General features: G+C 41.2%; 23 protein-coding genes and 1 pseudogene. 6 read left to right on the forward strand and 18 right to left on the reverse strand.

Annotated features, from left to right (window positions below):
• Positions 1–158: 158 nt before the first annotated feature.
• A complete protein-coding gene (gene kynU / locus MFF31_RS21995) occupies positions 159–1,445 on the forward strand; it encodes a kynureninase (protein ID WP_238191064.1) in 1,287 nt (428 codons plus the stop codon).
• Between the two features lie 118 nt (positions 1,446–1,563).
• On the opposite strand, the gene MFF31_RS22000 is transcribed toward kynU, so the two are convergent.
• The 18 genes and pseudogenes from MFF31_RS22000 to MFF31_RS22080 all read right to left on the reverse strand — a co-directional run bounded on the left by MFF31_RS22000 (position 1,564) and on the right by MFF31_RS22080 (position 17,250).
• Positions 1,564–2,478: a tetratricopeptide repeat protein gene (locus MFF31_RS22000; protein WP_238191065.1), complete on the reverse strand. Its 915-nt coding sequence runs from the start codon at positions 2,476–2,478 to the stop codon at positions 1,564–1,566.
• A 129-nt stretch (positions 2,479–2,607) separates the two neighbouring features.
• Positions 2,608–2,973, reverse strand: a complete 366-nt coding sequence (locus tag MFF31_RS22005) for a hypothetical protein (RefSeq protein WP_238191066.1) — start codon at positions 2,971–2,973, stop codon at positions 2,608–2,610.
• A gap of 233 nt (positions 2,974–3,206) precedes the next feature.
• Positions 3,207–3,542 (reverse strand): hypothetical protein, encoded by a 336-nt coding sequence (locus MFF31_RS22010; protein WP_238191067.1) that lies wholly within the window; start codon positions 3,540–3,542, stop codon positions 3,207–3,209.
• 50 nt (positions 3,543–3,592) lie between these two features.
• Complete coding sequence (locus MFF31_RS22015) at positions 3,593–3,883, reverse strand: hypothetical protein (protein WP_238191068.1); 291 nt, start codon at positions 3,881–3,883, stop codon at positions 3,593–3,595.
• A 21-nt stretch (positions 3,884–3,904) separates the two neighbouring features.
• Positions 3,905–4,050 (reverse strand): annotated as a pseudogene (locus MFF31_RS25480) (IS1595 family transposase); the annotation flags it as partial.
• 202 nt (positions 4,051–4,252) lie between these two features.
• The gene (locus MFF31_RS22020; RefSeq protein WP_238192191.1) at positions 4,253–5,041 is read right to left on the reverse strand and encodes a 2-keto-4-pentenoate hydratase; all 789 of its coding nucleotides are present in this window, start codon (positions 5,039–5,041) and stop codon (positions 4,253–4,255) included.
• 3 nt (positions 5,042–5,044) lie between these two features.
• Positions 5,045–6,076, reverse strand: coding sequence for a 4-hydroxy-2-oxovalerate aldolase (dmpG, locus tag MFF31_RS22025; RefSeq protein WP_238191069.1), 1,032 nt, complete (start codon positions 6,074–6,076; stop codon positions 5,045–5,047).
• Positions 6,077–6,080: 4 nt separating this feature from the next.
• Positions 6,081–6,974, reverse strand: coding sequence for an acetaldehyde dehydrogenase (acetylating) (locus MFF31_RS22030; RefSeq protein WP_238191071.1), 894 nt, complete (start codon positions 6,972–6,974; stop codon positions 6,081–6,083).
• Between the two features lie 13 nt (positions 6,975–6,987).
• Positions 6,988–7,767: a 2-keto-4-pentenoate hydratase gene (locus MFF31_RS22035; protein ID WP_238191073.1), complete on the reverse strand. Its 780-nt coding sequence runs from the start codon at positions 7,765–7,767 to the stop codon at positions 6,988–6,990.
• Positions 7,768–7,831: 64 nt separating this feature from the next.
• Positions 7,832–9,298: an aldehyde dehydrogenase gene (locus tag MFF31_RS22040; RefSeq protein ID WP_238191074.1), complete on the reverse strand. Its 1,467-nt coding sequence runs from the start codon at positions 9,296–9,298 to the stop codon at positions 7,832–7,834.
• A gap of 12 nt (positions 9,299–9,310) precedes the next feature.
• Positions 9,311–9,775, reverse strand: coding sequence for a RidA family protein (locus tag MFF31_RS22045; RefSeq protein ID WP_238191076.1), 465 nt, complete (start codon positions 9,773–9,775; stop codon positions 9,311–9,313).
• Positions 9,776–9,788: 13 nt separating this feature from the next.
• Positions 9,789–10,334 carry a 3-hydroxyanthranilate 3,4-dioxygenase gene (gene nbaC, locus MFF31_RS22050; protein ID WP_238191078.1) on the reverse strand — a complete coding sequence of 182 codons (546 nt, stop codon included), beginning with the start codon at positions 10,332–10,334 and terminating at the stop codon, positions 9,789–9,791.
• A gap of 239 nt (positions 10,335–10,573) precedes the next feature.
• Complete coding sequence (locus tag MFF31_RS22055) at positions 10,574–12,670, reverse strand: copper amine oxidase N-terminal domain-containing protein (RefSeq protein ID WP_238191080.1); 2,097 nt, start codon at positions 12,668–12,670, stop codon at positions 10,574–10,576.
• A 626-nt stretch (positions 12,671–13,296) separates the two neighbouring features.
• Positions 13,297–13,950 carry an amino acid ABC transporter permease gene (locus MFF31_RS22060; RefSeq protein WP_238191082.1) on the reverse strand — a complete coding sequence of 218 codons (654 nt, stop codon included), beginning with the start codon at positions 13,948–13,950 and terminating at the stop codon, positions 13,297–13,299.
• A gap of 14 nt (positions 13,951–13,964) precedes the next feature.
• Positions 13,965–14,618 (reverse strand): amino acid ABC transporter permease, encoded by a 654-nt coding sequence (locus MFF31_RS22065; RefSeq protein WP_238191083.1) that lies wholly within the window; start codon positions 14,616–14,618, stop codon positions 13,965–13,967.
• 76 nt (positions 14,619–14,694) lie between these two features.
• Positions 14,695–15,498: a transporter substrate-binding domain-containing protein gene (locus MFF31_RS22070; protein ID WP_238191084.1), complete on the reverse strand. Its 804-nt coding sequence runs from the start codon at positions 15,496–15,498 to the stop codon at positions 14,695–14,697.
• A gap of 26 nt (positions 15,499–15,524) precedes the next feature.
• Positions 15,525–16,289 carry an amino acid ABC transporter ATP-binding protein gene (locus MFF31_RS22075; RefSeq protein ID WP_375541344.1) on the reverse strand — a complete coding sequence of 255 codons (765 nt, stop codon included), beginning with the start codon at positions 16,287–16,289 and terminating at the stop codon, positions 15,525–15,527.
• Complete coding sequence (locus MFF31_RS22080; RefSeq protein WP_238191086.1) at positions 16,228–17,250, reverse strand: amidohydrolase family protein; 1,023 nt, start codon at positions 17,248–17,250, stop codon at positions 16,228–16,230. Before MFF31_RS22080 ends, MFF31_RS22075 begins: the two co-directional genes overlap by 62 nt.
• A gap of 251 nt (positions 17,251–17,501) precedes the next feature.
• On the opposite strand from MFF31_RS22080, the gene MFF31_RS22085 reads away from it, so the two are divergent.
• From MFF31_RS22085 to MFF31_RS22105, 5 genes are all read left to right on the forward strand, one after another.
• Positions 17,502–18,119: a TetR/AcrR family transcriptional regulator gene (locus MFF31_RS22085; RefSeq protein ID WP_238191087.1), complete on the forward strand. Its 618-nt coding sequence runs from the start codon at positions 17,502–17,504 to the stop codon at positions 18,117–18,119.
• Positions 18,120–18,239: 120 nt separating this feature from the next.
• Positions 18,240–19,376, forward strand: a complete 1,137-nt coding sequence (gene ald / locus MFF31_RS22090; RefSeq protein WP_238191088.1) for an alanine dehydrogenase — start codon at positions 18,240–18,242, stop codon at positions 19,374–19,376.
• Positions 19,369–19,581, forward strand: a complete 213-nt coding sequence (locus MFF31_RS22095; RefSeq protein ID WP_375541345.1) for a 4-oxalocrotonate tautomerase — start codon at positions 19,369–19,371, stop codon at positions 19,579–19,581. The genes ald and MFF31_RS22095 overlap by 8 nt, the downstream gene beginning before the upstream one ends.
• 222 nt (positions 19,582–19,803) lie before the next feature.
• The gene (locus MFF31_RS22100) at positions 19,804–21,567 is read left to right on the forward strand and encodes a methyl-accepting chemotaxis protein (protein WP_238191091.1); all 1,764 of its coding nucleotides are present in this window, start codon (positions 19,804–19,806) and stop codon (positions 21,565–21,567) included.
• 140 nt (positions 21,568–21,707) lie between these two features.
• Positions 21,708–22,139: an HTH domain-containing protein gene (locus MFF31_RS22105; RefSeq protein ID WP_238191093.1), complete on the forward strand. Its 432-nt coding sequence runs from the start codon at positions 21,708–21,710 to the stop codon at positions 22,137–22,139.
• The last annotated feature ends 13 nt before the right edge of the window (positions 22,140–22,152 follow it).

Consider the following 22,152-nt stretch of genomic DNA (forward strand, 5'->3'; position numbering starts at 1 on the left):
ATGTGGAGGGAGATGGAATGATCAGCTTGCATCTAATAAATAAAACAACTAATTGTATAGTGATCATATGCAAATACCAATAATATTGACATCATGTCATAATTATAATATAGTTAATTACACAATAGTAGACTTTTCATTAAGAAGAGGTGACATAATTGAAAGCGATTACGCCAGATTATTCGTTGGAATACGCCAAGCAATTAGATCATGCGGATGAAATAGCCCATTTGCGTGAAGAGTTTATCGTACCTGAAGGCATCATTTATATGGATGGCAACTCCCTTGGACTAATGTCCAAACGTGCAGAACGTACAATGTTCGAGCTTGTAGAGTCTTGGAAAACACAAACAATAGAAGGCTGGACGCAAGGTGAACGCCCTTGGTTCTTCCTTCCAGAAGCTCTATCCGATAAGATGAGAGCACTTGTCGGCGCTGAACCAGGTGAAGTAAGCATTACTGGCTCCACCTCTACTAACATTCATCAGCTTGTAGCAACCTTCTACCAGCCAGAAGGAAAACGCACCAAAATTATGGCTACGGAACTTGATTTCCCAACCGATATTTATGCACTTCAAAGCCAACTACGATTAAAAGGCTACGACCCGGATACAAATCTTGTACGAGTAGCTAGCCGCAATGGTCGAATTATTGAAGAAGATGATATTATTGCAGCAATGACAGATGAGATTGCATTAATTCTTCTCCCTACTGTTCTTTATCGCAGCGGTCAACTTCTGGATATTAAACGATTAACCGCTGAAGCTCATGCTCGCGGCATCATTATCGGATTCGATGGTTGCCACTCTGTCGGCTCCATCCCTCATTATTTTAGCGAATGGGATGTAGATTTTGCCCTATGGTGCAATTACAAATATTTGAACGGTGGACCCGGCAGTGTTGCATCTCTGTATGTAAACAAAAAACATTTTGGCCGGACACCAGGCTTAACAGGCTGGTACAGCTCGAACAAAAGCAAACAGTTCGACATGGATCATTCATTAACGGTTGAGCATACTGCTGGGGCTTATCAAATCGGAACTCCGCATATTTTCAGCATCGCACCATTAATTGGAGCATTAGAAATATTCGAACTGACTTCTATTGAAGCAATTCGCACAAAATCATTGCATATTACAAAATATATGATCCAATTAATTGAGCATGAACTTGAGGGGCTTGGATTCTCAGTAGCCAATCCGCTCGAAGATGAGCGTCGCTGTGGTCATGTTAGCTTGGAGCATGACGAGGCGATTCGGATATGCAAAGCGCTTAAACAAAATCATATTATTCCAGATTACCGCGCTCCCAATGTCGTTCGTTTAGCACCAGTAGCTCTATACACAACTTACGAAGATGTATGGAAAACCGTACAAATTTTGAAGAGTATTATCGTAGAGAAGCAGTACGAAGGTTTTGATGCTAAACGGGGTGTAGTTGCTTAATAACTTTTTTACAATTTAAAAGCATACATCAAGTAATACTATCTAATTAAACCAGCGGCAGCTATGGACAAGTAAATAAAGTCCTCACTGTCGCTGTTTGATTAAACGTGGAAGAATCCTATTCTTGGTACTTCGAGTGATTATGACGCTCACATTCGAACAAATAACAACTTGTACTCATCGATGTATTATATTTCATTTGTGGGATATAGCCAGATGATATGTGTTCGAACATATTCTCATATTCTCTTTTTTCCTCAATTAACTCCCGAATATGCTCTTCTTTATCTCCTTCAGTCCAGTCATCATCGCAAATGTCTTCTTTAGCTTCGCGAATGTCTTCTACTTTTTGTTGAATGACTTCATTTATATGATCACGAGCAAGATTTGGTTTGTCACTTTTAATTAGAGCATAAGCGTAACCACCTACCCAATCTGGTGTCTTCCAATAATTTTCCCAGCCTTTTTCGAACCATTGGATTGCTTCCTCAAAGTAACCTAATTCAACGTACAATTCTGCTATTTCAACTGTACCGACAAATTCATCATCCTCTTCAGAGAATGTAGCTAATCTATTTAATGCTTGCTCGTTTCTACCAAGCTCGATCAAGCACTTAACATGGCTATACAAAGCATAATCCGATTTGTTTGAACACATGAGAAAATAATCTGATGCCACTTTTAAGTGTCCTAAATGATAGTTTGCTATAGCTAAATTATTATACGCTTCATTTGAAGATTGTATTGATATGGATTGATGCAATGCGTCAGAAGCTAATTGCCACATTTCCATTTCGATATAGATTTCACCTAATAGATTAAATGGAAAATGTGATTTGGGATTTAAATCGACAGCTTCTTTGATTAATTTTAAAGCTGCTTCCCTGTTGCACTCCTCATGAAAATAAATCCAAGCAAGGTTATTTAGCGATTGAATATTTCGAGATTGTTCCACAGCTTTTTGGAAGAGCTTTAACGCTTCCTGATATTCATTTTTTTCAAAAAACTCGATAGCCCTTAAATTTATGCTCAAATAACGTATCCCCTTAATCTGATCGATATTTACTTCCATCTCGACTCTTATTCCAATTCTTTTGAAATGTTTCTATATTAAAAGCCTATTCATTATGCACATCGTTTACAAGTAAAAAAATGATTATAATTAAATTAACCCCTGATCTTTAGGAAAGATTCCTTGAATAACAGATATAGCTTTAGCTTTTGATAAGTTGATGTACTCGATAATTTGTTCAAAATGATATACCTCAAGCTCACAGTCTTTATTTTGTTCGATAATATCAAAATCGTTGTACATACTTTCAATAAACATTTGTAAATCTTCAGAAGTAATTCCTTCAATCTCTTTAGGAACAGTATCCATTCCGAGCCATTCTCTTAGGTTACTATAGTTATAATGGCACAATAATTTCGTATTCATTTTTCTAAAATCTGAATGCCACTTTCCCAAAAAGCTTGGGTCAGAATCTTGTTTTCGCTTAAATCCTTGTGGAAAATAAATAAATTCCATCCAAACAAAATCAGAAACTAGAAAAGTAGAAGATCCAATTAAGCGTGTTCTTACGTCAGATAAGGGGATGTTCCTTCAAAAATATAAAAACTATTCTTTAGCAATTGTTCATTACAATAAATTTCAATAAAACAATACTAAAAAGAAAATGGCCGCTTACGAAATCTTATCATTCGTACAGCGACCATCTTTAACTTTTTGAGGCAACTATCATCGATATAAAAGCTGCAAAACTATTTTTTCGCATGACTTCTAGCATGAGTGGATGGCGAAAATGAAACGATATATTTCCCTACAAGTTCTTTCCTTACTTCTTCTGTTAATGCCAATCCCTGTTTATTATGTTCTTCTTCAAGTTCGATTCCATTTGGAAATATTTCATCATTACTCCAATCAATCCATTCACCATATTTATATACCCATTCCATTAAATTCGACTTCAGATCGGTTGAGAGGGGGATCTCTTCTATCCACAAGTTACAACTACAATGATTACACCATATAGGATCGGCACTTACATCTCCTTCAACTTTTAATTCAAATGTTTTTTGTTCACATAAACAATCCATATTTAATATGCTCCTTTAAATTTATTGAACTCCCGCAAGTCCGAAGTAAATCAGAAAAAGGTTGAAGGGTCTACTATTATCCATACAAATAATGCGATATTTAAACAACTTACACATATACCACCTATAAGATAACCTTTATAAGACCTATTTTTCTTTTTCAAATACATGATAAATGGCAACAAATACACCCATTGATAAAAACCAACAAATACATGATTATAAGTAAATACACCATCATCAATGATATCAATTAACATCAAACCATACGCGCCAAAATAAAACACAATTACATAAATAAAAGTTAAGCCAAAACTTAATATAAATTTCTTATTTAACATACTTCACAACCCTTTTTGAAATCAAAAATCATTCACACGGTTGTTTTTCATGATGGATATCAAAAGTATACTTTTCTTATTCGATGTTGTATTCTCATGCTGCCTGTTATCTAGAAACGAAACCACACCAAATATTGTTGCAAATACTTTGTTACAACACCATTGAATGGTCAATCGAACGTTTGACAGTTAGCTTTCCCGCCTCGTTTACAGGCTTTATGTTCAGAGATATTTCTTCCCCTTTCTGAGAAGAGAAGACAAGAAAATAAATAAAAGTGCTACCACGGAAGGTTTGTACCTTCTTAGGCAACACTTTTGATCTAAAAGCATGCATGATAGTCGCTCCGTGAGCGACATCACCCACTACCATTATTTACAGCTAAATGACACGCTGCCAAGTCCCGAAAATTGCGCTGCAATTGTATCTCCCGGTTCGAATGCGAATGCTTCTGTAATTGCTCCACTTAGAATTACATCTCCTTTGCGTAATCCAAGTCCACGTTCGCCAAGCTTATTGACAGCCCAAGCGACAGATACAGCCGGATCACCAAGGACAGCAGCACCAGCCCCTGTCGCAACAACTTCGTTGTTTTTCGTAAATACGATGCCGACTTCTGGCAAGTTTACATCCTGAACGGGCACCATTTTACTGCCGATCATAAATTTAGCTGAGGAGCAGTTGTCTGCTACTACGTCTGGTAGTGTAAATTTGAAATCCAAGTAGCGACTATCGATAACTTCGATTGCAGCAGCTACGTATTGCGTAGCACGCAACACATCTTCACCTGTCACGTTAGTACCTTTCAAATCTTCACCGATAAAAAAAGCAATTTCCGGCTCAGCTTTCGGATGTATCAGAGTGCTAAAGTCTAGCTGCTCCCACTCTAGCGCAAGCATGTCGCTCGTTAGCTCTCCATAAATCGCTTCAAAAACACCCATCATTTGCTGCTTAGCTTTGCTCGTAAGTCCAAGCTTATAACCGATAGAGCGTGTTCCAGTAGCAATTTTACGTTTGAGCAACTCTTCTTGCAATTCATATGCTTGTTCCATCGTTAAATCTGGATATTTATCTGTAACTTTAACAACTTCTCGGCGATCTCGTTCAGCTTCGAACAAATACGTTACGATTTCATTTTCTATTTCACGAGTCATCTCCATCATTTATTGCACCTCGCTTTTTCTTCTATCTGCTAGTTCAGCTGCTACGTCAATAATCATATCTTCTTGTCCGCCAATAATGCCTCTGCGGCCAAGTTCGATTAAAATATCGCGAGAGTCGATACCGAATTTTTTCCCCGCACGCGATGCATGAAGAAGGAAACTTGAATACACTCCAGCGTACCCCATTACGAGACTGCCAGTAACAATTTCTTGTGGGCGCTGAAGCAAGGGACCTACAATATGCTCAGCCAAATCCATCATTTTATATAAATCGATTCCGATATTTAGACCTAAACGATCCAATACAGCAACAAGCACCTCTGTTTGCGTATTGCCCGCTCCTGCACCTAAGCAACGAACACTTCCGTCAATACGAGTTGCGCCTTCTTCGATAGCTACCAGCGTATTCGCAACTGCAAGTGATAGATTGTTGTGCGCATGGAAACCAATTTCAATAGATAACGATTCTCTCAACGCTTCTATCCGTTCCCGAACTTGATGCGGCAACATGGCGCCGGCAGAATCCGTAACATACACAGCTTCAGCACCATAACTCTCCATTAATTTCGCTTGTTCAACAAGCTTTTCGACCGGAGCAGTATGAGACATCATTAGAAAACCTAACGCTTCCATACCAAGCTCTCTCGCCATATAAAGATGCTGCGCAGAAACATCTGCTTCCGTTACATGAGTTGCAACACGGACAAGGCTTGCACCTAATGAACGAGCTTGCTTGAGCTCATGAACCGTCCCGATTCCCGGCAGCAGCAATACAGCAATTTTCGATTTTTTGCTCTCATCAACAGCCGCTTCAATAAGCTTCATCTCATCAACGAGCGAACGTCCATATTGCAGCGTCGAGCCGCCAAGACCATCACCATGACTAACCTCAATGTTATGAACGCCCGCATCATCAAGCGCACGAACAACATTGCGTACTTGAGCTTCTGTAAATTGATGAGCGACCGCATGACTGCCATCTCGCAAGGACACTTCTGTAATTTGGACAGGCTTATTACTTTTTCGAATCATCACTTTACACCTCGCTCTTGGCAATGTTGTTGTCTGCTAGACGGTTTTTTGCATAATCTTCCGCAACTCTTACAGCCGCCGCTGTCATAATATCTAAGTTGCCTGCGTATGGAGCGAAGTAATCTCCTGCACCTTCTACCTCTAGAAATACGGATACACGATTGTCGTCAAAAATAGGCTCTTGCTTCAATCGATATCCCGGTACATAATCTTTTACTCTATCAACCATATCGTAGATCGCTTTACTAATCGCAGCTTGATCCATATTTCTCACTTCACAATAAACGGTATCGCGCATCATAAATGGAGGTTCAGCCGGATTAAGAACGATCAGCGCTTTGCCTCGATCCGCTCCACCAACCTCTTCGATGCCACGACGAGTCGTAATCGTAAATTCATCGATGTTCGCGCGTGTGCCTGGACCAGCGCTTTTGCTAGAGATCGTCGCTACGATTTCTGCATATTCCACATCAGCAGCTTCATTAATCGCATGGATAATTGGAATCGTCGCTTGCCCGCCGCATGTAATCATATTGACATTGGTTGCATCAAGATGTTGACCCATATTTACGACTGGTGAGAGGAACGGTCCTACTGCTGCTGGGGTTAGATCAATAACTAGTTTGCCTAGCCCTTGCAATACTTCATTATGTTTCACATGCGCCTTAGCAGAAGTTGCATCAAAGACGATATCCGCTAGATCTGGATTGTCTGCAAATGCCTGAATCCCATTCGAAAATGTCGCATAACCACGCTGTTTCGCCCGCTCCAAACCTTCAGAGTTCGGATCAATCCCGACAAGCGCAGTCATCTCTAGCCACTGACTTCTTTCTAGCTTATACATTAAGTCTGTTCCGATGTTCCCGGAGCCGATTATAGCTGCTTTTATTTTCCCCATCGTCATTACCCTCCTACTGAAATGAAACGGATACCGATCCGATTGAGCCGAAGCGTGCTTCGATATAATCTCCCGCTTGTACAGCTACTGCCCCTGACAATGCCCCCGGCAAAATAATTTCCCCAGCTTTAAGCGATATTCCGAATTCGCTAAGTTTATTAGCTAGCCATGCAATCGCATGTGCTGGATGCCCAAGTGCTGCTGCACCTGCTCCCGTTGCAAGCTGCTCGCCATTTTTGAAAAGGATCATGCCAAGATCTCGAAGATCAATGTTGTCAATTGGCGTTTTTTTACCCCCAACGACGACTCTAGCAGAAGAACCATTGTCAGCTACCGTATCAATCAGTTTAATCTTCCAATCTACAATTCTACTATCGATAATTTCTAAAGTAGGAACGATATATTTGGTTGCCATTAATACATCTAGGAAAGTTACATCAGGCCCCGAAAGATCACGCTCAAGAATAAACCCGATTTCTGCTTCGATGCGCGGTGCAACAAATTCACTAACGTTTACTGCGCTTCCATCAGCAACTTCCATATCATCAAGCAAATGTCCATAATCAGGCTCATTGACATTCAGCATCGTTTGCATCGCTTTACTTGTAAGACCAACCTTTTTGCCGATAATTGTTCGCCCTGCTGCCTGCTTTACTTTAACAACTTGCAATTGCACATTGTATGCATCTGTAACAGTCATATCTGAATAACGTTCTGTAAAAGGGGCGATAGCGACTTTCGTCGTTTCCGCTTCAATTAGCTCCGTTGCTAATATATCGATGTTTGGCTTCATAGTATCGACCTCTCTTTTCTCCTAAAAGTAAAGCGGATGGTGACGAATTCGTCACCATCTTCATTTATAACTTCATCGTGATCGATTTTGCTTCTGTGTAGAAATCAAAGCTGTGACGACCGCCTTCGCGGCCAATTCCACTTGCCTTCGAACCGCCAAACGGCGTCCGTAAATCGCGGAAATACCAGCAATTAATCCAGAATAGTCCAGAGTTAACCGCAGCGGCTACTCGGTGTGCACGGCGCAGATCATTAGTCCAAACGACACCTGCCAATCCGTATATCGAATCGTTAGCTATGTGAATTGCTTCTTCTTCTGTTTTGAACGGAATAACGACTAGAACTGGTCCGAAAATTTCTTCTTGTGCCACACGCATCTTGTTATCAACATCATAAAGTACAGTTGGCTTGTAGAAGTTGCCTTCGCCAAGTCCTTCAACACGAGTACCCCCACAACCTAACTTAGCGCCTTCGGCAAGGCCGATCTCCACATACTCATGAACAGATTCAAGATGCGACTTCGATACAAGAGCTCCCATATCTGTGTTTTCATCCATCGGCATGCCGACTTTGATCTCATTCACCACTGCAATAAACTTTTCTAAAAACTTGTCGTATACGCTTTCATGAAGCAACATACGAGAGCCTGCCAAACAAATTTGTCCTTGATTGCGATAGATTGCATCAATCGAGCCTTTCACCACTTCATCCAAATCAGCATCCTCAAACACGATGTTAGCTGACTTGCCACCAAGCTCCAATGAAACTGGAATAAGTGATTCTGCTGCATTGCGCATAACCGTCTTGCCAGTACCCGACTCGCCTACAAAGGAAATGCGGCGAACATGCGGATGGGATGCCATAATCGTACCGACTGTGCTGCCAGATCCAGCGATAATATTGAGCACTCCGGGAGGAAGACCGGCATCATTGGCAATTTCACCTAATACAAATGCGCTTAGTGGCGTATAAGATGCGGGTTTAACGACAACGGTGTTGCCCGCTGCAAGTGCTGCTGACACTTTCCATGTCATTTGCATAAAAGGCAAGTTCCAAGGAATAATGATGCTCGTCACACCAGCTGGAGCATATTTTGTATAAGACATCATACCTTGTTTCTCATAACTCTCAGCATGATGATATAGAGCCATTTCAGCGAAAAAGCGCATATTCGACGCCGCTCTTGGAATATCGAATCCAAGGCTTTCTTTGATCGGCTTGCCAACATCAAGCGTTTCGAGAACAGCAATTTCTTGGCGACGCTCCATAATCATATCGGACATGCGGCATAAAATTTCGGCTCTTTTTTCAACCGTCATCGTGCTCCACACGCCACTTTCAAACGTACGCTGCGCTACCTCAATTGCTCTTACCGTATCCGCTTCATTTGCCATTGCTACTGTTGCAAGCTTCGTGTTTGTTGCTGGATTAATCGTATCGAACGTGTTGCCAGAGATGGAATCGACGAATTCACCGCCGATAAATAACTTCGCATCCTTTACAGCAGGATTCGCTATAGTTCCATGATTCACGTACAGCACCTCCTACTCTTCAATTTCGAGAGTCATTTCAATTTCAATCGCAGTTCCATTAGGCAATTGAGCCATGCCAACCGCTGAGCGGCCATGCTTGCCCTTTTCACCGAACACTTCTACTAACAAATCAGAAGCTCCGTTCATTACTTTGGGCTGTTGTATAAAGTCTTCGGTGCTATTGACGAATCCTAAAATTTTTACGACACGCTTCACCTTACTTAACTCACCAAGCTCTTGTTTCACGACCTTCAATAAATTGATCATCGACTGCCTTGAAGCAAGATATCCTTCCTCAACTGTGAGGTCGCGACCTAATTTCCCGTTATATTCATCTACACCTTGCCCCGCCGTGAAAAGTAGATTACCTGCTCTTACACAAGTAACGTAGTTGCCTACTAATGGACGTGCAGGTCCAAGCGTAATACCTAATCTCTCTAAATTTTGCTCTGGTGTTGTCATCACTTGATCTTCCATGCTGCTCACCTTCTTATTCAGGTTTCCATTCGTTAACTTCTTCAGACATTTGATGTCCACAAGATTTGCATGTGCGAGTTTCAGGATTGGAATTAAAGCTATGGATGGCTGCTTTTACTTGCGTTTCAATATCTACTAGCTGAACACTTACACGGTGCATCTCGCTATTGCAGCTTTCGCAGAACCATACGAAATCTTCTAACTCGCCAAGATCGCGCTTACGCTCAATAACTATTCCGAATGTATCTGCTACGCGGTGAGGTGAATGAGGTACCATTGCTGGCAACATAAATACTTCGCCTTCATTAACTGTTACTACTTTGCGCTCGCCAGTTTCAGTAATACATTCTACATAACAAGAACCTTTTACTTGATAGAAGAACTCATCAGAAGGATCGATGTGGAAATCTCTGCGTCTGTTCGGTCCGCCAAGAACCATTGCGATAAATTCGGAATCTTCCCAAATCACTTTATTGTTAACCGGAGGCTTAAGCTGTTCCTTGTTTTCTTCGATCCAGCCCAAAAGATTAAACGCAGTTAATGATTTCGCAGTTGCCATAATAAACCCTCACCCTCACCTATTTTTTGGTTAATCAAACGCTTTCATAAACTCACTATATGATAATATTGACACAGTGTCAATATTAATATTGACGATAAGTCGGTTTTATCTAAAGTTCACTGCAATGGGCAAAAAACCGCAGCGTCCCTTAAGGGGCTACTACGGTTTTTCTCCATCCAGACTGCTTATTTGTTAGTCAAAAGAATCATTTTTTTCACTTATTTCAAAACATCTTATTAGCTACTCACAACAACAGCTTTTTCTACTTGATTCCATGCTGCTTTTGCCCCGCTTGCTTGTTCAACAAATGATAGAGGAATAAAGGTTGTTCCACCCTGTTTTACAGGAGGAAGATCAAATGTCTGCTTCGTGCCGTTAATGGTAACTTCCTTATTCCCAATTTGAAGCTGAATTATTGCTCCGTCTTTTACTGCTGCAACAGAGCTAGTGGCTTGATCCCATTTAATTTCATAGCCCAACTTTTCAAAAATAGCACGGAACGGCACATGCGTAACACCATCTTTGAAAAACGGCTGCGCATTAGTTGCCAGCTCTTTCTCGAAATCATTGATCTGAAGACTTGCATTAGGAAGTGTTCTAATTGGCTCGCCTAATAGCGGTGTGGAAAGTGCATACATGCCGTGACCTGAGAATACCCAAATCAAATTGCGATCCCACTCTACGAACGTACCATGTACAGGATCGGATTGATCGGACATATACGTTTTACCGTCATCACCAGTAAGTTCACCAGCCATCTTCGGAACGAAGTATGCAGCAATTGTTGGTTTCATTGGATCTTTCAAATCAAACATTTGGACACCAGCATTGTAAAATGCATACGGCATATACTGTTGACTTGGCTCGCCCGGTTGCACTTCAGCATAGCCTGTACGTTTTGGCCCGAAGCTGCCGCGACGTTGACAGAAGTCCGTGAACGGAGCATCTTTTGGCGCTTCCGGACGTGGCATTACTGTTGCAATCTTAGGTTTAAGCGGATCTCTAACATCAATCGCATAAATTTCTTTGTACGGCTCATGGCAATCTTCACTTAATGGATAACCACTGTAATAAACCATACCTGTCGTTTCAACTTTACTTACGTCGATGTTATCGCCTTCCGTACCAGCAAAGCTCATCGGCATTTCCAGATGAGATACAGTCTTCATGTTAGCCGGATCGGTAATATCAACGATGTAGAAGCCGAAGCCGCCCATCGCTGCATATCCGTATTTACCGCCTTCTTCAACTGGTTTAGGAATAAACAGCGGCATTCTGGAACCCATCCAGCTCGTTTTGTTACCCGAACGCGGATTTTTATTGTATTCGGCTTCTTCGCCAACTTTCTGACCTGGTGCAGACCATACGGAAAGTTTTTTAGGTTTAGTCGGGTCGGAGATGTCGTATGCAATATGTGCGCCGGAGTATAAGTATGTTTTGTACTCTGTGTTTGCATAGCTGTCATCTGGAGCACCAGCTACAAATAAGTACTTGCCGCCATCGTAAACTGGAATATCTTGGCATCCTGAACCTTGTTGTTTCTTGTCTTTGGAGTATACGCTGGAATCGAGCGGCGTTTCGGAAAGTACTTTCCAGTCCGTCCAGTTCGGGCCGTTTACTTCATAAATACGGAAGCCACGTAGCATTTGGAAATCACGGATTGCTGTTACTTCATCAGGATTAGTATATTTATTCGTAATTTTGCCGTAGCGTGGTACTTCGTAACATTGAACGGCAATGTTTTTGTCTAGCTCAGCGTTGTATTTCACATTAAATGGACCAAACTGATGTTCACCAGCTTTTTTGTCGATCCACTTCGTCGAAATATGTTTTACATCTTTAACATCTGTAATGTCGAACAAGTTGTACTGGTTTGTCTCATAATCGTACATATAACGACGACCATCTAGATCAAACGAGGTTTGCCAGCTATGGCCGTAGCCAGCTACAAACGGATAGAAAGCTTCTACCTTCATATTTTTAATATATTGGTTCATATCTAGATACGGCAAGCTTCCATCGAATGGCTGTGGTCCTTCATTTTCTGGCATGACAGACGGATGTGTGAATACACCTGTTTCTTTATTGTAGCCCCAGCTACTCGGATCTGGTTCAGCAGGCTCGCCCGGAAGCCTCTTGTGATCTTCATCAACTGGGTACGGTTCGCCTGCATTTGGAGCATTGACATTAACTCCAGTGCGCGGAGCTTCAAAGGTGCCGGAACTTGTTTTGTCTGCAGCAGTAACAGGTAAAATTGGTGCTAGGAACGAGCCTAATACGACTGCCCCGACGAGAACACCAGAAACAATGCGTTGTCCTACAGTTTTTTCCATCGATTCATAACCTCCATGTAGTAAGTATTAAATCAATTTTGCAACCGTTTACAAAAGTAGACCGCCCCGGCAACCTCCTTCATCTTCAAAGGTATAATTCCAGAATCAACCTAACAATATAATTATTATGACATGATGTCAATATAATATTTTTCTTGTAAAGACACGTTTCATATGCGTCTTTAAGCACTTGAACAAACAAATGTAACTTGAAAGATAGAAATCCACGCCACATTTTGACACAATGTCGATATTCTCGCATTTGGCTAACGAACCCAGGAGTTCTTATTTGCGCAAAAAGTATCACTTTTAATTTGTAACGAACTCCAGAAGCCTTATTCCGTTAAAAACTAGTTAGTTTCAGCTCCAAATGGAGCAATAGCGTTGCTGAGGTTCGTTAGCGCACAAAAAGTATGTTTTTCAGCAGGATAAGGTACATACGATTCGTTAGAGCAATTTCGATGCAGACAATAGCAAAAAAGACTGCCACTTCATGCATACGGCAGCCTGATGATAGATGACGTGCAACTCATGAACTTGCACAGCCAAACAACTTTACAATCTACGAGCAAACTCACGAACTTGCACAGCCAAACGTCTTTCTAATCTACGAGCAACTCATGAACTTATACAGCCAAACGTCTTTCCAATCTACGAGCGAACATGGAGAGAGTAAAATTAACGATGAAGTACATGAAGGTAACTAGCAATAACATCGGTACAACAAACTTAACATCGTTATTGTAAATAACTTGAGCAGCTCGCATCATCTCTGGAAGCATAATAACGATCGCAAGCGAGGAACCTTTCATGATGGATGTAAATTCACTCACAATTGCTGGGATCATACGTTTTAAACCTTGCGGGAGTACAATATGCCAAAGGGTTTGTACATAATTTAAACCCGATGCTCTTGCAGCTTCGATCTGCCCTTTGTTGATTGAAATTAGTCCGCTTCTTACAATCTCGCACAACATAGCTGAGGCATAAATCGTAAGTCCAACAACAGATGATGCAAATACACTTAATTTAATGCCAACTTCAGGGAGCGCAAAGTAAATGAAGAAAAACACGAGTAATAACGGAATGTTACGAATTAAGCCCACATAAATGGCGAACATTTTATCGAGGACGGGCACCTTCGCATACCTGGTTACTCCCATAACCGTACCCACTAGGAAAGCAAATACGATGGAGAGGATAGATACTTCAATAGTGACAAGAAATCCTTTAAGTAGATACAAAAGATTATTACTGGAATAAGCACCTATGAAATCCATGACAACTCTCCCTTCTAATTACTTGCAGAAAATTTGCGCTCTAGATAGCTAATGAAGAAACTGAGAGGAAGCGTAAGTATTAGATAGAATAGAGCTACAAAAATATAAACATCAAACACAACTGCCGTTTTAGAAGAAATAATGTCAGCATAATACATCAAATCTTTGCCGGATATTGATCCAAGAATGGCCGAACCCATCACCAGGTTCAGAAACTGGCTGCCCAAAGGCGGAATGACAACTTTAATGGCTTGTGGCAAAATAATATACCTCATCGTTTGAATGTACGTTAGTCCGGATGCACGACCTGCCTCCACTTGCCCCTGACTTATCGATTGAATACCTGCACGAATCGCCTCTGCAATATACGCACCTGAATACACCGCTAAACCAAAAACTCCGCTAACAAAAGCGTCTAACTGAATTCCCATCGCACCTAAGCCAAAATAGAAAAAGAAGATTTGAATAATTAATGGGGTATTTTGAATGACCTCCGTATAGACGGTTGCCAAAGCTTTCACAATCTTGATTGGAGATATCTTCATAACAGCAACTATAATACCAATAACAATACTAAGAAGCAGCGCAAGCAGACTGACTTGAACGGTTGTTGTAAGTCCAGCCAAAAATTGTTCCTTATGTTTGATTAAAATAGAAAAATCCAACATCGATCTCAGTCCTCTCCGCTTCTAGATGCTTATGGAGAAAGAGGAATGAATGAACGCATTCATTCCTCTACATTCATCATTCAGGTTTTTGCTTCAACCATTTTTCATAAATGGTTGCATACTCGCCGCTATCTTTAAGTTTCTTTAGTGCAGCGTTTACAGCATCAAGCATTTCTTTGTCGCCTTTTCTAACTGCGATTCCCCAAGGCTGATCTTCAATAACGCCGCCTACTAGCTTGTAGCCAGGGTTTTCTAGTGAAAGTCCCATTAAAATAGCATTGTCAGTCGTTAGAACATCGCCTTTGCCTGTGCTAAGTGCAGTGAAAGCTTCACCCAGATTTTCGTATTCGGATACATCAGCTTCTGGTGCTTTTTGTTTGATGATTTCTCCGTCTCTTGTACCTTTAACCGCTATTACTTTTTTACCTTTAAGATCCGCTATACCTGTAATTGTGGAGTTTTCTGCAACTAGAAGGGATTGACCTGCGCTAAAATATGGATCAGAGAAATCAACTTCAAGTTTTCTCTCTTCGGTAATCGTCATCGTTCTAACGATAATATCGATTTCTCCATTTTGCAGCATCGGAATTCTTGTTTTTCCGTTGACTTCTTTGTATTCAATTTTATCGTCAGCGCCTGTGATGTCTTTTACGATAGCTGCTGCGATATCTAAGTCAAACCCTTTTGTTTTACTGTCCGCAGTGTCGATGTAACCAAATGGGAATGCATCAGCACCAACACCTACTACAATTTTTTTCATGTCTTTTGGAGCTGTTGCCGAGCCAGATGCAGGTGCGTTGTCTTTACCACAACCAGTTACGCTTAGAGCCAACATTGCTGCAATTACTGTGAATCCCAACTTTTTGTGCCAATTCTTCATACGTAAATCCCCCTCATTAGCATCTATTAATGAACCAGAATTCGACTAAGGAACAGTCTTGCTCTGTCTTCACTCGGATTAGAAAAGAATTTCTCTGGCGTTCCTTCTTCGACGATTTGACCTTGGTCCATAAAGATAACGCGATCGGCTACTTCACGAGCGAAGCCCATTTCATGAGTAACAACAACCATCGTCATCCCTTCTCTTGTCAGCGCTTTCATAACATCCAAAACTTCTCCTACTACTTCGGGGTCTAACGCAGAGGTCGGCTCATCAAACAACATAACTTTAGGTTTCATAGCAAGCCCGCGTGCTATCGCTACACGTTGTTGCTGTCCACCAGATAAGTTTGACGGATAAGCGTTAGCTTTTTCTGGGATGCCTACCTTTTCAAGATAATAATTTGCAAGTTTCTCAGCTTCAGGCTTGGACACTTTTCTTACCTTCATAGGGGCAAGTGTGATATTTTGCATAACAGACTTATGGGGATATAGGTTAAAATGTTGAAATACCATTCCAATCTCTTGCCGCATCACATTAATATCCGTATTTTTGTCCGTAACTGTATGACCATTCACAACCAGCTCGCCAGAAGTAACTTGTTCAAGCTTGTTAATGCAACGGAGCAATGTACTTTTCCCTGAACCTGACGGTCCAATAATAACGACTACTTCACCTGCTTCAATCGTAAGATCGATATCTTTGAGAACATGATTCGAACCGTAATGTTTATTTATTTTTCGAAATTGAATCACATGTAGTTCCCCCAATACGGAAAAATTTCGCTGCATTCCCGCCAAAGAGAGCGGCTTTCTGTTCATTTGTTAGGTTCAATGCTGATTCAATGACATTTCCCGGTGGTACTTCTCGAAGCAGGAACGGATAATCGGAGCCCATCATAATTTGCTCGTGACCGAATCGATCGATCATAAACTGCAAGTTCAGCGGATCAAATACTAGGGAATCGTAATACATCTTTTTTGCGTAGTAGCTTGGTGGATGAGTTGTTAATCGTAGATGCGGCCACACTTCCCAGCCTTTATCCAGTCTCGGCAATATGTAAGGAAACGATCCTCCCCCATGTGCGAAACACACTTTTAAGTTCGGGAATCTTTCCATAAGTCCACTCCATGCAAAAGTAGCTGCTGCCAATGCTGTTTCACTTGGCATACCAACTGTATACATAAAGTTGTGGCGGGGCGTCCGATCTTTCCCTAACGTTTCCCAAGGATGAATGAAAATCGGAACATTCCACTCCTCAGCCATTTTGAAAAACGCAATGAACGAAGGATCATCCAAATTTTTACCATTGATATTGGAACCGATTTCAATTCCATTTAAGCCTAGTTCATGCATACACCGATCCATTTCCCGAATAGCTGTATCGCTATCCTGCATGGGAACGCTTCCAATTCCAGCAAAGCGTGAAGGATTAGCCGCAACTGTAGCAGCAATAAAATTATTTTGTATATGTGCCATTTCTAAAGCTTCTTCTTTTGTAGCCCAATAACAGAAAGTAACTGGGATAGGAGAAAGTACTTGCATATCAACGCCTTCTCGATCCATGTCCTCTATTCTTTTATCCGGACTCCATACCTGGTCTGTTACATCACGGAAAGACTTGCCAGCAACCATAATCGTAGCGCCACATGTACACGTTCTATTTAGTGTCGGCCAACGCTCTCCTCCATATTTAGAAGAGAAATCCGGCAAGCCCTCAGGAATAATATGTGTATGTGTATCGATTCTCACAAGATGAACCTCCTTATTTAAAGGGATAACTTTCATTATGATAGTGTTATACTCCGATTCGAAAAATGACATATTGTCAGATTTCCAAAAAAAGAATACCGTCATTCCAGAAATAAGGTATAATGACAAATGAATCTGTCGAAATGGTTCGTCTGTATTAACTTTATCCTGTATATCTATCATATTATGATGATTGTGACACCATGTCAATAACAATTGTTTAAATGTGGTGTTGGGGAGGTTGATGTGTAATGGAAAAGGAAATTAAGGATACTGATGGTCGTCATCTTAGATCGAAACTAACTAGACAAAAACTGCTTAAAGCAGCTAGAAGCGTTTTTCTCACAGATGGATTTCAAAATAGCACCATTAATCAAATTATTAAATTAGCAAAAACAGGTTATGGAACGGCATATACTCATTTTACTGGTAAAGATGATCTTCTTATCGTATTGATGGAAGATGTCATGCAGCAGTTTTTCGAGATTGCTAATTATTCCTTCCACCCTACGTCCAAGGAAGAAGCACGTACGGTCATTAAAAGCCAAGTACTTAACTTTTTTCAAATTGCTGAGTCAGAACGCGATATGATGAAAGTATTCGCTGAAGCAATGGGGCTATCTGCTGCTATTAATTTGAAATGGGAAGAAATTCGGCACAAGCAAATACAAAGCATTACGAACGACATCACGTATTCACAAACTAAGGGATTAGCAAGAAAAGATTTAAAAGCTGAACTTGTCGCGTGTCAATGGTTTTATTCCAATGAGATGTTCCAGTGGGACATTGTACACAATCGTCATACAAGTTCGCTCGAAGAAATTGCAGATTCGATTACCACGATGTATACAGACGCGCTCTATTTATAAGAGCTCCGGGCAACCCCCGGTTTTCTTTTTGCAATAATATTGACACGTCGTCATATTTATTTTATATTGATGCTGAGTCAACTTTATCGCACTTAAATGACTAAGGGGATGAACTAAACTATGATAATTGGAGTTCCTAAAGAAATTAAAAATAATGAAAATCGTGTCGGAATTGCACCTGCTGGAGTCACTGCATTCATAAACAATGGCCACGAAGTTTGGATAGAAACAAATGCCGGGGCAGGAAGCGGCTTTACAGATTCTGATTATGTAGTGGCAGGAGCTACAATCGTATCCTCCCCCCAAGAAGCTTGGGCTGCGGATATGGTCATCAAAGTTAAGGAACCGCTTGCAGAAGAGTTTGGTTTCTTCCGTGAAGGACTCATCCTTTATACTTATCTTCATTTAGCGCCAGAAGCAGAGCTAACAAAAGCATTAGTTGATCGTAAAGTCATTGCTATTGCCTATGAAACGATTCAATCCGATAATGGCGCGTTGCCGCTTCTTATGCCAATGAGCGAAGTTGCAGGTCGGATGTCCATTCAAATCGGCGCACAATTTCTAGAGAAACCGCATGGCGGCAAAGGAGTTCTACTTGGCGGAGTTCCAGGTGTATCGCCAGGTGAAGTTGTCATTATCGGCGGCGGAATTGTAGGGACAAACGCGATTAAGATGGCTGTAGGTTTAGGCGCATCTGTCACTGTACTCGATGTAAGCCCTGATCGTCTTCGTCAACTGGATGATTTGTTTGGCGGCCGCATCAAAACATTAGTATCCAATAGTTACAACATTGCAGACGCTGTTAAGAAAGCTGATTTATTAATTGGCGCTGTTCTTATCCCTGGCGCACGCGCACCTCGTTTAGTTACAGAAGAAATGGTAAAAACGATGCAGCCCGGCTCTGTTATTGTCGACGTTGCGATCGATCAAGGTGGCTCGATTGAAACGGTTGACCGCATAACGACGCATAGCAATCCTACCTATGAAAAACATGGCGTTATTCATTATTCAGTTGCAAATATGCCCGGAGCAGTTGCACGCACATCCACGATTGCTTTAACAAATGTAACGATTCCATACGGTATTCAAATTGCAAATAAAGGCTTCAAGCAAGCTGCGCTAGACAGTAAGGCAATTGCAAAAGGAATTAATGTTATCGAAGGCGAGGTTACTTATAAAGCAGTCGCTGATGCGCATGGCTATAACTATGTAGATATTAACGACTACTTGTCCTCATCTACTCACGTCAGTGTATAAAGGGAGACCATCCATTATGCCAATTGTTACGATTCAAATGATGGAAGGCAGGACACCGGAGCAAGTGCGATCACTCATTTCCAGTGTGACAGATACGATTGCGGAACAATTAAATGCTCCGAGGGAACGAATTCGTGTCCTTGTCACTGAAATTCCACCAACCCATTGGGGAATTGGTGGCGTACCAGCTTCAGAGAGTCGTTGAGCGGAGAGTTACGTTATATTAATTTCCAGCAGATTTTTCTAACCATTTTCATTTACGGTGATATTATCCCTGTTAATGAATGTGGTTTTTTTCAATTATTTAGCCTACATATAACATTCACAATTGGATCGGCTCTCAAATAAAGGAATTTAGCATATATTGTCGAATCATGTAGAGGGAAATGTGCATCATATTTATTCCAACATAGAGAGGGGTTCAATTATGAAGAAAGAACTTTTTAAAACCACTGTTCCTAAAATGTTCAAAGTATCATTTTTTGGGAAAAATCTGTTTTTATCCACATTGAACATCGTATTAATCGCACTCATCCTCATTACTGCAAGCTACTTTATTCAAGAAAGGGTTCTGGTCAAAACGTTAAATCAGCAAGCAATTGGTTATGCTGCGCTTGCAACAAGTCAATTTGAACTTGCCGACGTAAAAGAAGCTTTCAGCAATCACGATGTAAAAAGTCCGCTGCAACAAAAATTCATTCAGACAATCGCTCATTTTACAGCAAAAAACGAAAGCGTATCACAATCCTATCTCTACACTACAGACATCTCCGATGGCAAAAATCCGATTTTGCTTGCTGTTCCCCAAGACTACATTGATGCTGGTTATGGACCCGGCTCAGATTACGAACAATCCCCTGTCATGATGAAAGTACTAAAAGATATTTTAGTAACCAAAACTGCTGAAACGACTGGCATTTACAAAAACAGTTATGGAGAATGGCTAACGGTTGTTCATCCTGTTTTGGATGAAAAAGGTGAGGTTATTGCAGCATTTGCATTGGATTTGAATGCTGCTATCGTCTCCGATGGCAAAAAAGAGTTGCTCACTTTAACGATATCTGTGTTAGTCATTGCGCTGCTCATAATATTGCTCATTCAATTTGTGCTGCTTCGCAAGCTGCTCTCCCCTATTAAAGATTTGAATGCTGCCTTCCATAAAGTAAGTGAAGGTCAATTGAATGTAAGACTAGAAACAAAAAGAACAGATGAGCTAGGTCAGCTAAGCGACCGCTTTAACGAAATGATAACAGGACTCCGCGAAATGATAAGTGGTGTCCAGCAAAACGCGCTGCAAACGACAGTACATGCCAACGAATTAGCAAACAATGCAGAAAACAACTCGAAGTCGCTTGGAGAAGTATCCCTTCGGATACGCGATGTTGCTTCTGGTGCAAGAACACAAGAGCAGGTTGCTCTAGAGAGCTCCCGCTCCATGGAAGAAATGGCCGGCGGAATTCAACGAGTTGCTGAATCAGCTTCACTCATGGCAAGTGCATCTGAGGAGATGTCAAGCGAAGCATCTCAAGGCAATCTTTATATTGAAAAATTTATCGCTCAAATGAATGGCATCAATAATACCGCTCAGCAAACGTCACAATCTATGTCTTCATTAAATAAACGTTCAGAAGAAATCGCACAGTTCGTAGAAATTATTGCAGGAATTGCTTCGCAAACAAATTTGCTTGCGTTAAACGCTGCGATTGAAGCTGCACGTGCTGGTGAACAAGGAAAAGGATTTGCTGTTGTTGCTAGTGAAGTAAGAAAGTTAGCGGATCAATCGCAGCAAGCAGCTTCCCAGATTGGAGCAGTCATCCATGACATTCAAGAAGAAATTAAAATTACAGTCAAATCGATGGATGACGGTTCTGTAGAAGTAAAACAAGGGATGTTAATAGCCGAAGAAACCGGGGAAAAATTCCAAGGCATTTACATATCTACACAGCAAGTTACCCAATTAATTCAGGAAGTTTCCGCTATTGCCGAAGAGATGTCCGCTGGGTCAGAAGAAGTTGCATCCTCTGTTATGGAGCTTTCAACGATCGCAGCAAGTTCATCCAAAGCAGCAACTGATGTTGCTTCGGCTGCGGAAGAACAACTAGTAACGACGCAGGATGTTGGCGCTTCGGCTGCTACACTTAACAACATGTCCAAGCAACTTCAAGATTTGATTGGGAAGTTCAGATTGTAAGCTGGCACACGTTTATTCCACGTAAAAAGAAGCACAAAACCGTGAACTGTGACCCACAAGAAAGACACTTTAAAAAAAGTGCCCTTCTTGTGGGTCTTTTGTGTTTTAATCAGAGTAATGGTGAGGGGCGGAATGAAAATATGAGGAATTTGAATCGTAAGTTATTCACTGAAGAGAATAGAAGAAGATTAGAAGCGAATCCGAATGTACAGCATGTATCGGAGACAAACATTGCATACACGCCTGAGTTTAAACTCTCTGCGTTAAGGGCCTACCAAGAAGGGGAAACACCTGTCGAGATATTCCTTAAGGCTGGCTTTGACCTGAGTCTCATCGGTCACAAAAAACCCAAGAATAGTTTAAAACGCTGGCGCGACATATACGCGAAGTTTGGGGAATTAGGGATTCAAGAAGATCGGAGAGGTAAAGGTAGTGGTGGACCAAGGCCCACCACTGACTTGTCTGCAGAAGAAGAATTACACAGAGCGAGAGCCAAAATTAAATTATTAGAAGCTGAGGTAGACTTTCTAAAAAAGCTAGAGGCGCTCGAACGGCAGAAAAAGAAACGTTAACACCTTCCGAGCG

It is taken from the genome of Paenibacillus sp. L3-i20, from assembly GCF_022180385.2.
GTDB lineage: Bacteria > Bacillota > Bacilli > Paenibacillales > Paenibacillaceae > Pristimantibacillus.

Excerpts from the sequence above, each read along its gene's own strand:
- MFF31_RS22005 (WP_238191066.1), bottom strand. The coding sequence starts at position 2,973 with ATGGAATTTATTTATTTTCCACAAGGATTTAAGCGAAAACAAGATTCT.
- MFF31_RS22010 (WP_238191067.1), bottom strand. The coding sequence starts at position 3,542 with ATGGATTGTTTATGTGAACAAAAAACATTTGAATTAAAAGTTGAAGGA.
- MFF31_RS22015 (WP_238191068.1), bottom strand. The coding sequence starts at position 3,883 with ATGTTAAATAAGAAATTTATATTAAGTTTTGGCTTAACTTTTATTTAT.
- MFF31_RS22020 (WP_238192191.1), bottom strand. The coding sequence starts at position 5,041 with ATGGAGATGACTCGTGAAATAGAAAATGAAATCGTAACGTATTTGTTC.
- dmpG (WP_238191069.1), bottom strand. The coding sequence starts at position 6,076 with ATGATTCGAAAAAGTAATAAGCCTGTCCAAATTACAGAAGTGTCCTTG.
- MFF31_RS22030 (WP_238191071.1), bottom strand. The coding sequence starts at position 6,974 with ATGGGGAAAATAAAAGCAGCTATAATCGGCTCCGGGAACATCGGAACA.
- MFF31_RS22035 (WP_238191073.1), bottom strand. The coding sequence starts at position 7,767 with ATGAAGCCAAACATCGATATATTAGCAACGGAGCTAATTGAAGCGGAA.
- MFF31_RS22045 (WP_238191076.1), bottom strand. The coding sequence starts at position 9,775 with ATGGAAGATCAAGTGATGACAACACCAGAGCAAAATTTAGAGAGATTA.
- nbaC (WP_238191078.1), bottom strand. The coding sequence starts at position 10,334 with ATGGCAACTGCGAAATCATTAACTGCGTTTAATCTTTTGGGCTGGATC.
- MFF31_RS22055 (WP_238191080.1), bottom strand. The coding sequence starts at position 12,670 with ATGGAAAAAACTGTAGGACAACGCATTGTTTCTGGTGTTCTCGTCGGG.
- MFF31_RS22060 (WP_238191082.1), bottom strand. The coding sequence starts at position 13,950 with ATGGATTTCATAGGTGCTTATTCCAGTAATAATCTTTTGTATCTACTT.
- MFF31_RS22065 (WP_238191083.1), bottom strand. The coding sequence starts at position 14,618 with ATGTTGGATTTTTCTATTTTAATCAAACATAAGGAACAATTTTTGGCT.
- MFF31_RS22070 (WP_238191084.1), bottom strand. The coding sequence starts at position 15,498 with ATGAAGAATTGGCACAAAAAGTTGGGATTCACAGTAATTGCAGCAATG.
- MFF31_RS22075 (WP_375541344.1), bottom strand. The coding sequence starts at position 16,289 with ATGCAGCGAAATTTTTCCGTATTGGGGGAACTACATGTGATTCAATTT.
- MFF31_RS22085 (WP_238191087.1), top strand. The coding sequence starts at position 17,502 with ATGGAAAAGGAAATTAAGGATACTGATGGTCGTCATCTTAGATCGAAA.
- ald (WP_238191088.1), top strand. The coding sequence starts at position 18,240 with ATGATAATTGGAGTTCCTAAAGAAATTAAAAATAATGAAAATCGTGTC.
- MFF31_RS22100 (WP_238191091.1), top strand. The coding sequence starts at position 19,804 with ATGAAGAAAGAACTTTTTAAAACCACTGTTCCTAAAATGTTCAAAGTA.
- MFF31_RS22105 (WP_238191093.1), top strand. The coding sequence starts at position 21,708 with ATGAGGAATTTGAATCGTAAGTTATTCACTGAAGAGAATAGAAGAAGA.